The organism is Thermus aquaticus (assembly GCF_001280255.1).
Classification (GTDB): Bacteria; Deinococcota; Deinococci; order Deinococcales; family Thermaceae; genus Thermus; species Thermus aquaticus.
In genome coordinates this window covers 954,599-967,612 of the sequence record NZ_LHCI01000106.1, presented here as the reverse complement: position 1 = coordinate 967,612, position 13,014 = coordinate 954,599, and the positions used below count along the sequence as shown (strand labels likewise).

Below are 13,014 nucleotides of genomic sequence, written 5' to 3'. Positions count from 1 at the left end.
AATCCCTGGGGCGTGCTAGCCTGGGGACAGGAGGCAGCCATGACCCAGGCCCGCGAAACGGTGAGCTTCAAGCCCGGCGAGGTCATCCTCTACCCCGGCCGCCCCGGTCCCCGGGACCGGGCCTACAGGGTGCTTTCAGGCCTGGTCCGCCTCGAGGCCGTGGACGAGGAGGGCAACGCCCTGACCCTGCGCCTGGTGCCCCCGGGAGGCTACTTCGGGGAGGAGGCCCTTTTCGGCCTGGAGCGGGGCTACTTCGCCGAGGCGGTGACGGGGGTGGTCCTGGAGGCCCTGCCCAAGGAGCCCTCCCCCGAGGAGATGCGGGCCTTGGCCCAGCACCTGGCGGAGGCCCTGGCCCGCGCCTACCGCCGCATTGAGAGCCTGGCCACCCAGCGCCTCAAGAACCGCATGGCGGCGGCCATTCTGGAGCTGGCCGCCACGCCGCTAGCCCGGGAGGAGGAAGGGGTCATCGTCCTCCACGCCACCCACGACGAGCTGGCCGCCGCCGTGGGCAGCGTGCGGGAGACGGTCACCAAGGTGATCGGGGAGCTCGCCCGGGAGGGGTACATCCGCTCCGGCTACGGCAAGATCGTCCTCAAGGACCCGGAGGGCCTGAAGACCCTGGCCCAAAGCAAAGGCGACGGCCGCTAGAGGCTGGTAGACTGGGGCTCATGCGGCTCCGGCAACGCCTCCTCACCGGCCTGGTCACCCTTCTCCCCCTCCTGGTCACCCTCTACTTCCTGGGCTGGGTCTACGCCTACTCCGGCAGCTACATCCAGGCCTTCCTGCGCTTTTTGGGCCTCGAGGTGCCCCAGGCCTATAGGCCCGCCCTCCCCTTCGTGGGCCTCCTTCTGGCGGCGGCCCTCATCTACCTGGTGGGGGCGCTGGCGGAGCACTACCTGGGCAGGCGCCTCATCGTCTCCCTAGAGCGCTCCCTCCTCCTCCTACCCATCGTGCGGGACATCTACAAGGCGGTCCAGCAGATCGCCCACACCCTCTTCGGCCAAAAAGAGGTCAAGTTCAGCCGGGCGGCGGTCATTGAGTACCCCAGGCGGGGCCTTTACACCCTCTGCTTCGTGGTCCAGCCGGTGGAAGGCCGCCTTCCCCCTCTGCCCGAGGGGTACACCGCCGTTTTGGTCCCCACGAGCCCCGTCCCCGCCAGCGGCGTGGTGATCCTGGTGCCCTCCGAGGAGGTCATCCCCCTGGAGATCAGCGTGGAGGACGCCCTTAAGTACGTGGTCTCCGCCGGCTTCCTCCTGCCCGAAAAACCTTCAAAGGCCTTTAGCGCCCTCCAACAAAACCCCACGCCCCCCGCCTAGAATGGGGATAGATGCGGCGGCTTCTTCCCCTCTTCCTGCTTCTTTCCCTGGCCCTGGCGGCCCTCCCTCCGCTCCTGGGGCCCGCCCTGCCCCCGGGGACGGAGCTCAGGCTCCTCTCCCAGGACCTCCGCACCCTCCACGGGGCCTGGCGGGTGGAGGGGAAGACCCTGAAGCCCCTCTCCCCGCCCCTTCCCCCCAAGCCCGGGCAGGAGGTCCAGCTCCTCCTCTTCCTGCCCGGCGAAAAGCCCCGGGCCTTCCCCGCCCTGGCGGACCGGGGGGATGTGCTCCTTCTGGAAAAGGAGCGGGTGAGCCTCCTAAAACTCCTCAAGGAGGTCTACGGCCTCACCCCTCCGGAAAGGCTCTGGCCATGAAGCGCATCCTCCTCATAGAGGACGACCCCGAGGTGGCGAGGCTTCTGGAGCTGGAACTGAAGGAAGCGGGCTTCGCCGTGGAATGGGCCAAAAGCGGCGTGGAGGGCCTCATCCGCCACCGGGAGAAGCGGCCCGACCTGGTGGTCCTGGACCTGGGCCTCCCCGACCTGGACGGCGGCGAGGTGGCCCGGAGGATCCGCGCCACCGACGATACCCCCATCCTGGTCCTCACCGCCCAGGACGCCGTGGAGCGCAAGGTCTCCCTCCTCTCCGAAGGGGCCGACGACTACCTGGTCAAGCCCTTCCACCCCGCCGAGCTTCTGGCCCGCATCCAGGTCCAGCTTCGGCACCGGGAGGGGAGCGAGGTCCTCTCGGTGGGGGAGCTTACCCTTTACCCCAAGCGGCGGCAGGTCTTCTTCCGGGAGCAGGAGGTGCGGCTTTCCCCCAAGGAGTTTGACCTTCTGGCCCTCCTCATGAGCCGCCCCGGGCGGGTCTTCTCCCGCCAGGAGATAGAGGAGAAGGTCTGGGGCCGCCCCCTGGGCCGGGACTCCAACGTCCTGGACGTCCACGTGGCCAACCTGCGGGCCAAGCTCCGCGAGGCCGGGGCCTACGGGTATCTGCGCACGGTGCGGGGCCTGGGCTACGCCCTCCGCCCCCGGGGCGAAGGGGAGTAGGTGCTTTCCTTCCGGGCCAGGCTCTTCCTCGCCTTCAGCCTCCTCTGGCTCCTCTTTCTGGTGGGGGCCTTGTACCTGGCGGGCCGGGGGGTAGAGGGCGCCCTCCGGGGCCACCTGGAGGCCACCCTCCTCCAGGACGCCAGGCAGGCGGCGGAGGCCTACCAGAGGGGCCAGGCGGGAAGCCTTCTCACCACCGGCGGGGTCTACCTCCACCTCTACACCCAGGACGGCGAGCCCCTGGTCCTCTCCCGGGAAGACCATCGCCTCCCCAAAGAGGCCCTGAAGGGCGCGGGGGATGGGGTCCGGTGGGCCAAAGGCTTCGCCTGGACGGCGGTCCCCACCCCTTTGGGCCTTTTGGTCCTCACCGCCGAGGCCGAGCCCATAGAAAGGGCCCTTCTGGCCCTGCGCCGGGCCCTTCTGGAAGCCTTCTTCCTCCTCTTCCCCTTAGGGACCCTCCTGGTCTACCTGACCGCCCGCCTGGCCACCAGGCCCCTGGAAGGGGCGGCCCGGGAGATCGCCCTCCGCAGCCCCGAGCGCCTCACCCCCATCGCCCTGGCCCTGCCCAAGGACGAGCTGGGCCGCATGGTGGAGGCGGTGAACGCCCTCCTTTTGGCCCTCAAGGAGGCCAAGGAGCGGGAACGCACCTTTTTGGCCGAGGTGGGCCACGAGCTCCGCACCCCCCTCACCGTCCTCCTGGGCCACCTGGACCGGCTGGAGCGGAACCCCTTGGACCTCGAGGGCCTCAAGACCGCCCGGGCCACGGCCGAGCGGATGCGCCGCCTGGTGGAGGACCTCCTGGACCTGGCCCGGGGCGAGGTGGGCCTCTCCCTGAACCCCCACATCCTGGACCTGAAGGCCCTGGCCGAGGAGGCCGCCCGGGAGCAGGGGGTGGCCTGCGAGGGGGAGACGGCCGAGGTCCTGGGAGACCCGGACCGCCTGCTGCAGATGCTCCGCAACCTCATCGCCAACGCCGTCCGGGCCGCCGGAAAGGAGAAGGTCCGGGTGCGGGTGAAGAAAAGCCCTCCCTTCGGCCTGGTGGAGGTGGAGGACGAGGGGCCGGGCATCCCGGAAGACCTCCTCCCCCACGTCTTTGAGCGCTTCCGCAAGGGCCCTGGCGGGGGCACCGGCTTAGGCCTCGCCGTGGCCCAGGCCATCGCCCGGGCCCACGGGGGGCAGATAGAGGTGGAAAGCACCCCGGGAAGGACCCTTTTCCGGGTGCGGCTTCCTCTTCTAGAGGAAGACTAACCCACCCAGGCGTTCCCTAAAGGGCCTTCTCCGGTGTCTCTCCCAGGCCGGAATCCAGCCAAGGGTCGGAGAGAAAGGCCTCGTCCTGGGCCAACCCCTGTGGCTCGCCCACACCTGCCCCGCCCCTCACCCCGTCTGCCTCACCCCGGGGGCCCTGGCCGAGGCCCAGGGCACGGGGGACCAGCTCACCCACACGGGCCCCTTCCGGGTGGACCTAAGGAGGGGCCAGGCCTCGCCATGGGCCTTCCCCTCGGGGTGGAAGCCATAGAATGGGGGGAATGCGGGTAGCCCTCTTCATCACCTGCCTAGCGGACCAGTTCTACGCCGAGGCCGGGGTGGCGGCGGTGCGCCTCCTAAGGGCCCTGGGGGTGGAGGTGGACTTCCCCGAGGGGCAGACCTGTTGCGGCCAGCCCGCCTTCAACGCCGGGCACTGGGAGGAGGCCAGGGCCCTGGCCAGGCGCACCCTGCGGGTCTTCCAGGAGGCGGAGTACGTGGTCCTGCCCTCGGGAAGCTGCGCCAGCATGCTGAGGAACCACTACCCCGAGCTCCTGCCCGGGAGCCGGGAGGCCCTGGCCTTTTCGGAAAGGGTCTATGAACTTTCCCAGTTCCTGGTGCGGGTCCTGGGGGTGGAGAGGCTGGGGGAGGGCCTGAAGGGGGTAAGGGTAGCCTACCACCACGGCTGCCACGCCCTAAGGGAGCTCGGGGTGCGGGAGGAACCCCTCACCCTCCTCACGAACGCCGGGGCCGAGGTCCTCCCCTGGGAGGCCGCCGAGGAGTGCTGCGGCTTCGGGGGGCTTTTCAGCGTCAAGCTCCCCGAGGTCTCCTTAGCTATGGCGGACCGGAAGCTCTCCACCCTGCCCGCGGCCCAGGTCCTCACCTCCACCGACGCCGGCTGCCTTCTCCACCTCTCGGGCCGGATGGCCAAAAGTGGCGTGAACCTGAGGGTGGCCCCCCTGGCCACCCTCCTCTGGGAGGCGTATGCGGGCTAAGGCCAGGTTCTACCCCAAGGAGGCGGCGAGGCTTCTCAAGGAGAGGCCCGGGGTGCGGGAAGCGGTCACCGGGGCCACGCTGCACTTTGAGCGGAACCGCCTCCGGGCCTATGCCGAGGTGCCCATAGAGGAGTGGCGGGAGCGGGCCAAGGCGATCAAGGACCACGTCTTAAGCCACCTGGACCGCTACCTGGAGGAGGCGGAAAGGCGCCTTTTAGAAAAGGGGGCGCGGGTCCACTGGGCGGAAGGGCCGGAGGAGGCCCATCAGGTGCTCCTGGAGATCGTAAGGAGGCGAGGGGTCCGGCGGGCGGTTAAGGCCAAGAGCATGCTGACGGAGGAGCTCGGGGTGAACCCCTTCCTGGAGTCCTTGGGGGTGGAGGTCTTTGAGACCGACTTAGGAGAGTACCTGATCCAGCTCCTAAAGGAGCCCCCGAGCCACATCGTGGGCCCCGCCATCCACCTCTCCCTCGAGGAGATCCGGAGGCTCTTCCACGAGCGCTTCGGCACCCCCCTGGAGGCGAGCCCCGAGGCGCTGGCGGGCGTGGCCCGGAAGGTCCTGAGGGAGGCCTTCCTCACCGCCGACCTGGGCATCAGCGGGGCCAACTTCCTGGTGGCGGAGACGGGCACCCTGGCCCTCATGGAAAACGAGGGGAACATCCGGCTCTCCACCAGCCTCCCCAGGGTCCACGTGGCCTTCGTGGGGCTGGAGAAGCTCCTCCCCCGCCTTTCTGACCTCGCCCTCTTCCTTCCCCTCACCGCCCGGGCGGCCACGGGGCAGAGGCTTTCCACCTATGTCTCCCTCCTAGGGGGCCCGGCGAAGGAAGGGGAGGAGGGCCCCGAGGAGGTCCACGTGGTTCTGGTGGACCACGGCCGCACCGCCCTCCTGGCCGATCCCGAGGCCTGGGAGACCCTGAGGTGCCTCCGGTGCGGGGCCTGCCTCAACGCCTGCCCCGTCTACCGCCAGACCGGGGGGCACCCCTACGGCTACGTCTACTCGGGGCCCATCGGGGCGGTCCTGGACCCGGGCCTCCTCTCCCTGGAGGAGGCCTACCCCCTCCCCTACGCCTCCACCCTGTGCGGGGCCTGCCTCGAGGCCTGCCCGGTCAAGATCCCCATCCCCAGGCTCCTCCTCACCTGGCGGCACCGGGCCGTAGCCGAGGGCCTCACCCCCGGCTGGGAGAAGACAGCCATGGCGGCCTTCCGCAAGGTCATGGAAAGCCCCGCCCTCTACCGCCTCTTCTCCAAGGCCCTGAGGGGGCTTCCCCTCCCCCAGGACCTCCTCCCCCTCCTAAGGGCCTGGACGGAAGGCCGCGGGGCCTTAAGGCCAAGCCCCAAGCCCTTCCACGAACTCTGGCGGGAAATGGAGGAAGACCGTGGACGCCAGAACTAGGATCCTCTCCCGGGTGAAGCGGGCCCTGAAGGATCGCCCCAAGGCGGAGCTCCCGGGCCCTCCCCACCCTGCGCCTCTTCCCGACCCCCTGGAGCTTTTCCTCAGGCGGCTTGAGGAAAACGGCGGGGAAGGCCGCCTCATGCGGCGGGAGGAGGTGAGAAGCTTCCTGGAAGCCCTGGCCCAGGGCTTCTCCGGGGCCGCCTTGGGCAGGACCCTGCCCCTGGACCTCCGGCCCCCCCTCCCCGAGCTTCCCCCGGAGGAGGCCCCTCTGGGCGTATCCTACGCCCTCTTCGCCGTGGCGGAGACGGGGAGCGTGGCCCTCTCCTCCGAGGAGGGACGGAAGGTCCACCTCCTCCCCCCCACCCACCTGGTCTTCGTGGAGGCGGAGAGGGTCTACGGGACCTTGGCGGAAGCCCTGGCCTCCCTGGAGGCCCTCCCCACCGCCCTAGGCCTCCACTCCGGCCCCTCCAAGAGCGCCGACATCGGCCAGGTGATGGTGAAGGGGGTCCACGGACCGGGGAGGCTTTTGGTGGCCGTCCTCACCTGAGCCTGTAGACCGCCGGGGGCTCAAGCCGCCTCAGGTTCAGGCGGAGGCCCCTTTCGTCCCGCACGAAGACGGGCCACCAGACGAAGCTGGCCCGCCCGGCGATGGCCTCCACGGGCACGGGCCCGAAGGTGCGGGAGTCCTCGGAGCCCCCTAAGGTGCGGTTATCCCCCATGACGAAGTAGTACCCCTTCTTGAGGCGGATCCGCCCCACCTCACAAGCCTCCTCCAGCCGGCTCCGGGCCAGGACCCCTTCCGAAGGGGGCAGGAGCATCTCCTTGAGGGGCTTAAGGTAGGCGGGGAGAAGGTCCACGGGGAAGTCCCCCTGCTGGGTGATGATGCGGGTCATGCGCCCGTCCTTGTAGCAAACCCCGGGGAAGGAGTCGGGCCAGGGGGAGAGGTGGTCGGTGATGTGGGTCTCCAGAAGGGGCACACCGTTCACGTGGACCACCCCCCGCTCCACGTACACCTCGTCCCCGGGCACGGCCACGATGCGCTTGATGAAGAAGGCCCTGAAGGAAAAGCCCAGCACGGGAAAGCGGGCGGTGGCGTAAGGGGTGCCCTCGGGGGGCTTGAGGATGGCGATCTCCCCCCGACGCCACTCCTTGAGGCCGAAGCGCACCAGCCAGGTCTCCCACTTGGGCACCAGGACCCGCTCGCCGTTCCTTAGGGTGGGAAACATGCTCTGCCCCACCACCCCCACGGTGGTGAAGACGAAGGTGGTGACCAGAAAGGCCACCAGCAGGGCCTCCCCCACCTGCCGAAACCACTCCTTGAAAAGATACTCCCAGAACGCCTTCATACCCCTCCCACCTTGTCCAAAACCTTCCTTGCGGCCTCCCTTCCGGCCTCCACGATCTCCTCCAGGCGCCGGAAGTCCTCTATACCCACCCCCTGGAGGGCCGGGCGCACGTAGACCTCGGGGGCGTAAAGGGCGAGGCGCACCGAGGTCAGGTGGAGCTGCATGAGGTCCACCGCCCGCCGGGCCAGGGCGAGGAGGTTTTTGGGAACCTCCGCCACCGCCCGCTCCGGGGTCACGTCCACGGCGTAGACCTCCAAAGCCCCCAGGAGCCTGGCCCCGTCCACGGGCAGGTTGTCCAGAACTCCCCCGTCAAAGAGGAGCCTGCCCTCCCGCTCCACCGGGGCCAGGAGGCCCGGGTAGGCGGCGGAGGCCAGGACGGCGCTGGGAAGCTCCCCCTGGGTGAGGAAGACGAGCCTACCCGTGGCCACGTCCACCGCCGTCACCACCAGGGGCCGCTTCAGGTCCTCAAACCGGGGGGGCAGGTGCTCTGCCAGGAAGTCCTTGAGCTTCCTGCGGGAGAAGAGGCCCTCCCTGGGGGAGAGGCCCAGCAGGGCCAGCCAAGGGGTCTTCCGGGCCATCTCCAGCATCTCCCCTGGGGTCCGCCCGGCGGCGAAGAGGGCCCCCACGATGGCCCCCATGCTGGTGCCCGCCACCACCTGGAAGTCCAGCCCCGCCTCCAGGAAGACCTCCAGAACCCCGATGTGGGCCAGCCCCCTGGCCCCGCCTCCGGAAAGCGCCAAGCCCCGCACGGGAAAATCCTACCGGCTTTCAGGTGAAAGGCGTGAGGAAGGGTATAGTGGGGGCGGTGAGCCTGGCGGGGAAGACCCTTCTAGGGCGCTACCGGGTGGTGCGCCCCCTGGGCCAGGGAGCCCTGGCCACGGTCTACCTGGCCTTTGACCCCTTCGGCACCCCCTACGCCCTCAAGCTCTTCCCCAAAGGGGCCGAGGCCCGGCGGAACCGGGAGTTCTGGGTGGGTAAGCGCCTGGACCACCCCAACCTGAACCCCGTCCTGGAGAAGCTGGACCTGGAGGAAGGCCCGGCCCTCCTCCTGGCCTACGCCCCGGGGGAGGAGATGGAGCGGTGGATGGGGCGGAGGCCGGGGAAGCCCCGGGCCCTTCAGGTCTTCCGCCAGCTCCTTCTGGCCCTGGCCCACATGCACGCCAAAGGCCTGGTCCACCGGGACGTGAAGCCGGAAAACATCATCGTGGCGGGCACCGACGAGGCCCGCCTGGTGGACTTTGACCTCTCCGGCCCGGTGGCCGAGGCCTTCAAAAAGCCCCTGAGGGTGGGCACCCTCCCCTACCTGGCCCCGGAGCAGGTCCTGGGGCAAAGCCCCGGCCCCGAGGCCGACGTGTACGCCGCCGGGGTCATCCTCTACTGGATCCTCTCCGGGGAACATCCCTTTGTGGGAGCCCCGGAAGAGGTCCTCCTGGGCCACCTGAAGGCGCCCGTCCCCCCCCTTCCCGGGCTTGGGGAGAGGGAGCGGGCCTACTTGGAGCGCCTCCTGGCCAAGCGCCCGAAAGAGCGGTTCAAGGACGCCGGGGAAGCCCTGGAGGCTTTCCCCTTCTAAGTACCCCACCGCCGCTTTCGCCGCGGTGGGGGCCCCAGAAAAGCCCTCTCACAGCCCCGACCTGAGCATCCCATGCTGCGAAACCAAAGTACGGGCACTTAGCGGGCGAAGGCCCCGTTCCCCAGGAAGGTGAGGATGCCGGCGAGGAGCCCCTGGGCCACCTTCTCCCGGTAGTCGGGGTCCGCCAGGTTCCGCCCCTCCACCGGGTGGTCCCCGAAGCCGATCTCCACCAAGACGGCGGGCACCTTGGCGTAGCGGAGGACGAAGAAGTCGCCGGGAAAGCTCCCCCTGTAGGGGCTCCCCGTGGCCTGGGAAAGGTGCCGCCCCAGGGTCTCTGCCAGGCGCTGGCTGAAGCGCTGGTTGGCCTGGGCCACGATGTCGTAAAGGATCCGCTCGGCGGCGGTCTTGGCCTCCTCGGTGAGGCGCTTGCCCACCTCCCCCCCGCCGTTTTCCCGGATCACCTGGGCCAAAACCCTGGGGTCCTGGGCCCGGCCGAAGTAGAAGACCTCCACCCCTCGTGCGGTGCGGGTGGGGGAGGCGTTCACGTGGATGGAGATGAAGAGGTTCACCCGGGAGCTGTCGGCCATGCTGGCCCGCATGGAGAGGTCCGTGCGCTTGTCCGGGGAGAGGTGCGTGTCCTTTTCCCGGGTCAGGCGGACCTCTATCCCCTCCCGCAAGAGGAGGCGCCTGAGGCGGAGGGCCACGTCCAGGACCGCCTCCTTCTCCACCACGTACCCCACCATCCCCGGGTCAATCCCCCCGTGGCCGGGGTCCAGGAGGACCACGGGCCTGGGAGGCTTGGGGGCCTGGGCCTTGGGGGGGTCCGGGGCCTGGGGCTTGAGGGGGGTCTCCCCCTTCTTCAGGGCGATGTCCAGCACCAGGCGCTCGGGGTCCCGGTAGCGGCTCGCCTTCACCTCCACCGGCCCCCTGGTGCGCACCAGGACCCTCACCTCCCCCTTGCCCGGCACCACCTGGACCGAGGCCACCTCGGGGGAGTTCACCACCAGGTCCGCCGCCGGGGCAGAAAGGCCCGGAAAGATGAGGGTGAGAAGGTTTTCCCTCTCCTCCATTCGGTAGGCCACCTGGGGGGAGGGCAGGTCAAAGACCAGGCGGGTGAAGCCCTCGTGCACGCCCACCCTCGGGAAAGCCAGGGCCCAGCTCCATATCCAGGCCAAGAACAACCAGCGCATCTACGCCCATTCTAGCGGGCACGGTGAGAGCCTGGTAAAATCCGGCCCATGACGAAGAGGGTCGTGGTCTACAACCTGGTGGGGCACCGCTTCCTGGGGGTGAACGAGCAGGGGGACAAGGTCATGATTGACGGGGACCAGCCCGCCACCGGGCCCCGCCCCATGGAGCTCCTCCTCATGGCCCTGGGGGCCTGCACCGCCTACGACGTGGTGGACATCATGAAGAAGAAGAAGCAGCCCCTGGCCCGCTACCGGGTGGAGGTGGAGGGGGTGCGGGCGGAGACCCACCCCAGGCGCTACACCCAGATCACCGTGACCCACATCGCCTCCGGACCGGGGGTGACCCTCGAGGCCCTGGAGCGGGCCGTCCACCTCTCCCACACCAAGTACTGCTCCGTCTCCGCCAACCTCAACGCCGAGATCACCACCCGGGTGATCCTGGAGCCCTGGGAGGAAGAGGCCTGATGCTCCTGGCGGTGGACATCGGCAACACCTCCACGGCCCTGGGCCTTTTTGAGGGGGAGAGGCTCGTCGCCCACTTCCGCATCCACACCGACCGAATGCGGATGGAAAGCGAGTATAGGGTCCTCTTAAAGAACCTCTTCGCCCTGGAGGGCCTCCCCCCGCCCAAAGCCGCCCTCCTTTCCAGCGTGGTGCCCCCGGTGGAGCGGGAGATGGCGCGGGCCATAGAGGGGCTTTTCGGGGTCAAGGCCCGCCTGGTGGACGCCGAGGCCACGGGGCTTGAGGTGGCCATAGACAACCCCAAGGAGGCCGGGGCGGACCGCCTGGTCAACGCCGTGGGGGCCCTGGGCTACCCGAGCCCCACGGGCCGCTACATCGTGGTGGACTTTGGCACGGCCACCACCTTTGACCTGGTGGAGGCCCCAAACCGCTACCTGGGCGGAGCCATCACCATCGGCCCCCAGACGGCGGCGGACGCCCTGGCCCAGCGGACGGCCAAGCTTCCCCGCATTGACCTGGTCCCGCCCCAGAGGGCGGTGGGCAAGAACACCCTCGAGGCCCTCCGCTCGGGCCTGGTTCTGGGCTACGCCGCCCTGGTGGAGGGCATGGTGCGCCGTTTCAAGGAGGAGGCGGGAGAAGCCCTGGTCATCGCCACCGGGGGCTTTGCCGAGACCCTAAGGCCCATCTGCCCCTCCTTTGACCTGGTGGACGAGGACCTGACCCTCAAGGGCCTCCTTCGCATCCACATGGCCCAAGGGTGAACCAGTAGACGTAGCGCCCCTCCTCCTCCAAAAGGGCGTACCGCCACCCCTCCACCCGGTAGCACCCCAGGTCCCGCCAGCGCCCCGGGGCCTCCCGCAGGAAGACCCTTAGAGGGGTCCCTTCCCGGTGGGCCAGGAGGAGGCGGAGGTTCCCCCCAAGGGGCTCCTGGTGACCCCGCAGGCCTTCCCCCATGTAGAGGATTCGCCCGTCCGGCAGAAAGACGTTGCGATAGCCGGACTCCCCCCGGTCCACCAGGAGGCTCTGCCTCCCGATCCCCTTCCGGGTGCGGTGGTAGGCGAAGACCTCGCTCCAGCTCAAGCTTGACACTGGCCCCTCCCCCCGGCTATCATCCTAGATGCCCGGTCGGACGCCCCCGACCCGGCGACAACCCAAGGCCCCGTGGTGTAGTTGGTTAACACACCCGCCTGTCACGTGGGAGATCGCGGGTTCGAGTCCCGTCGGGGCCGCCACGCCGAGGTAGCTCAGTTGGTAGAGCATGCGACTGAAAATCGCAGTGTCGGCGGTTCGATTCCGCCCCTCGGCACCACAGTACCCGCCCCTCTGGGCGGGTTACGTTTTGTTACAATAGCCCCGAAGGGGGTGGGAAGCTGAGGCAACCTTCGCTGTTCCGGGGTGGTATTTGAGGCAGCCATTCTTTAGGCATTGCGGTGGGCATTTTTTCGGTATTGCCGGTGTATTCCAGGGGCGCATTAAAGCTGGATGTTTTTGGGCCCGCGTGGGGCGCTTAACCCCCACGGGCTCGCGTATTTTTTAGGCCATTCCCCCCTCAAAACCCCGAGGCTTCCCCCCGTTGGTCTAGCCCCGCTACCCAGCCGGCACCAGGTGTGCTAAGCTGGGTAGCGTAAGTCTGACCAAATCCAAACTATTGTGACCCTATAGGCATTTTTTGCCGTGCTGATACCTATTCTTCCCCTCTTGACAGTATTGACCCGACCCCCTAAAGTGAAAGACAAGCAAACGGGGCCGACCCCCCGGAAGCGGAGGAAAAGGAGGGATAAAGATGAAGAAGCCGATCGCTCGCGTGTTGGTGCTTCTCGGCAGCTTGATCGCGCTCGGACTTGCGGCTGGGGCTTCTGCGCACTGGGACTAAAGAGGTGTGGCCAGTTCGCTGGCCACCTTTTTCTTTATTCACCCCCAGTTATGGTAAGCTTGGGTCGGAATGACCCGGCAACCCTTCAGGATAGACTGGCCACCTAGAAACCTTTTTCTGCTGATAGCGAGTACCTTTGGGGCTTTTCTTGCCTTAGAGGGTTTTCTGCTTAGGGTATTCGGCGACCTTCCCTTAACCCTGACCCCGTGGGAAGTCCTCTTCTGGACTGCTCTCCTGGTCTGGAGCATCCGTGTAGAGGTTCGCCTCCCGCTGAGCGCCAGCATGAGCCAGCTCTTCCTCTTTGCCTTGGCCTTGGTCGTGCTCACCAGGACTTTACCCACATCTCCGTTTCGTGGTAAATCTCCCCTTGCGGGCGCAGCCCGTATCTGGTACCGGGGGTGATCCATGGACATGCTCAAGGTGGCCGAGGCCAGGCTCCAGGAGTTCACGGGCCGTTTTGCGAGCGTTTTCCCCCGATAAGCGCCTCCACCGACGGTTTGAAGAGGTGGTGCGGGGCGCCTTGGCCGCAGGCTCAGCCCGGGTGAGCGAGATGGTGGCCTCGCTCCCTTCTCCCCTCCAGAACCGCTT

Annotated in this window: 16 protein-coding genes and 2 tRNA genes; 14 read left to right on the top strand and 4 right to left on the bottom strand. The window is 68.3% G+C overall.

The features are described from left to right. The first annotated feature begins 39 nt into the window (after positions 1–39). From BVI061214_RS06370 to BVI061214_RS06335, 8 genes are all read left to right on the top strand, one after another. Positions 40–648: a helix-turn-helix domain-containing protein gene (locus BVI061214_RS06370; RefSeq protein WP_053767703.1), complete on the top strand. Its 609-nt coding sequence runs from the start codon at positions 40–42 to the stop codon at positions 646–648. 20 nt (positions 649–668) lie between these two features. After that, on the top strand, positions 669–1,316 hold the full coding sequence (locus tag BVI061214_RS06365; protein ID WP_003044425.1) for a DUF502 domain-containing protein: 648 nt from the start codon (positions 669–671) through the stop codon (positions 1,314–1,316). 11 nt (positions 1,317–1,327) lie between these two features. Further along, the gene (locus BVI061214_RS06360) at positions 1,328–1,687 is read left to right on the top strand and encodes a hypothetical protein (protein ID WP_053767702.1); all 360 of its coding nucleotides are present in this window, start codon (positions 1,328–1,330) and stop codon (positions 1,685–1,687) included. Continuing rightward, on the top strand, positions 1,684–2,361 hold the full coding sequence (locus BVI061214_RS06355; protein WP_053767701.1) for a response regulator transcription factor: 678 nt from the start codon (positions 1,684–1,686) through the stop codon (positions 2,359–2,361). Before BVI061214_RS06360 ends, BVI061214_RS06355 begins: the two co-directional genes overlap by 4 nt. Further along, positions 2,362–3,606: a sensor histidine kinase gene (locus BVI061214_RS06350; RefSeq protein ID WP_053767700.1), complete on the top strand. Its 1,245-nt coding sequence runs from the start codon at positions 2,362–2,364 to the stop codon at positions 3,604–3,606. Between the two features lie 278 nt (positions 3,607–3,884). Continuing rightward, the gene (locus tag BVI061214_RS06345; protein WP_053767699.1) at positions 3,885–4,595 is read left to right on the top strand and encodes a (Fe-S)-binding protein; all 711 of its coding nucleotides are present in this window, start codon (positions 3,885–3,887) and stop codon (positions 4,593–4,595) included. After that, entirely contained in the window at positions 4,585–5,985 is a 1,401-nt protein-coding gene (locus BVI061214_RS06340) for a LutB/LldF family L-lactate oxidation iron-sulfur protein (RefSeq protein WP_053767698.1), read from the top strand. The genes BVI061214_RS06345 and BVI061214_RS06340 overlap by 11 nt, the downstream gene beginning before the upstream one ends. Continuing rightward, positions 5,969–6,532: a LutC/YkgG family protein gene (locus BVI061214_RS06335; RefSeq protein WP_053767697.1), complete on the top strand. Its 564-nt coding sequence runs from the start codon at positions 5,969–5,971 to the stop codon at positions 6,530–6,532. Before BVI061214_RS06340 ends, BVI061214_RS06335 begins: the two co-directional genes overlap by 17 nt. On the opposite strand, the gene lepB is transcribed toward BVI061214_RS06335, so the two are convergent. Both lepB and BVI061214_RS06325 read right to left on the bottom strand, forming a co-directional pair. After that, positions 6,525–7,331, bottom strand: coding sequence for a signal peptidase I (gene lepB / locus BVI061214_RS06330; protein WP_053767696.1), 807 nt, complete (start codon positions 7,329–7,331; stop codon positions 6,525–6,527). The two genes, BVI061214_RS06335 and lepB, sit on opposite strands and share 8 nt — an antisense overlap. Further along, on the bottom strand, positions 7,328–8,080 hold the full coding sequence (locus tag BVI061214_RS06325; RefSeq protein WP_003044401.1) for a patatin-like phospholipase family protein: 753 nt from the start codon (positions 8,078–8,080) through the stop codon (positions 7,328–7,330). Before BVI061214_RS06325 ends, lepB begins: the two co-directional genes overlap by 4 nt. Before the next feature lie 47 nt (positions 8,081–8,127). Between BVI061214_RS06325 and BVI061214_RS06320 the strand changes: the two genes are divergently transcribed. Then, positions 8,128–8,901 (top strand): serine/threonine-protein kinase, encoded by a 774-nt coding sequence (locus BVI061214_RS06320; protein ID WP_053767695.1) that lies wholly within the window; start codon positions 8,128–8,130, stop codon positions 8,899–8,901. Between the two features lie 98 nt (positions 8,902–8,999). On the opposite strand, the gene BVI061214_RS06315 is transcribed toward BVI061214_RS06320, so the two are convergent. Continuing rightward, complete coding sequence (locus tag BVI061214_RS06315; RefSeq protein WP_053767694.1) at positions 9,000–10,091, bottom strand: N-acetylmuramoyl-L-alanine amidase; 1,092 nt, start codon at positions 10,089–10,091, stop codon at positions 9,000–9,002. Positions 10,092–10,139: 48 nt separating this feature from the next. On the opposite strand from BVI061214_RS06315, the gene BVI061214_RS06310 reads away from it, so the two are divergent. Both BVI061214_RS06310 and BVI061214_RS06305 read left to right on the top strand, forming a co-directional pair. Continuing rightward, the gene (locus tag BVI061214_RS06310) at positions 10,140–10,556 is read left to right on the top strand and encodes an OsmC family protein (RefSeq protein WP_053767693.1); all 417 of its coding nucleotides are present in this window, start codon (positions 10,140–10,142) and stop codon (positions 10,554–10,556) included. After that, entirely contained in the window at positions 10,556–11,314 is a 759-nt protein-coding gene (locus BVI061214_RS06305) for a type III pantothenate kinase (RefSeq protein ID WP_053767692.1), read from the top strand. The genes BVI061214_RS06310 and BVI061214_RS06305 overlap by 1 nt, the downstream gene beginning before the upstream one ends. Here the strand turns inward: BVI061214_RS06305 and BVI061214_RS06300 are convergent. Continuing rightward, positions 11,277–11,642, bottom strand: coding sequence for an SRA domain-containing endonuclease (locus tag BVI061214_RS06300; protein ID WP_053767691.1), 366 nt, complete (start codon positions 11,640–11,642; stop codon positions 11,277–11,279). The genes BVI061214_RS06305 and BVI061214_RS06300 overlap by 38 nt on opposite strands. A 66-nt stretch (positions 11,643–11,708) precedes the next feature. Here BVI061214_RS06300 and BVI061214_RS06295 point away from each other — a divergent pair. From BVI061214_RS06295 to BVI061214_RS06285, 3 genes are all read left to right on the top strand, one after another. Then, positions 11,709–11,785 (top strand) — tRNA-Asp (locus tag BVI061214_RS06295). Position 11,786: 1 nt separating this feature from the next. Next, positions 11,787–11,862 (top strand) — tRNA-Phe (locus BVI061214_RS06290). Positions 11,863–12,495: 633 nt separating this feature from the next. Continuing rightward, on the top strand, positions 12,496–12,828 hold the full coding sequence (locus BVI061214_RS06285; protein ID WP_053767690.1) for a hypothetical protein: 333 nt from the start codon (positions 12,496–12,498) through the stop codon (positions 12,826–12,828). Positions 12,829–13,014: the final 186 nt, after the last annotated feature.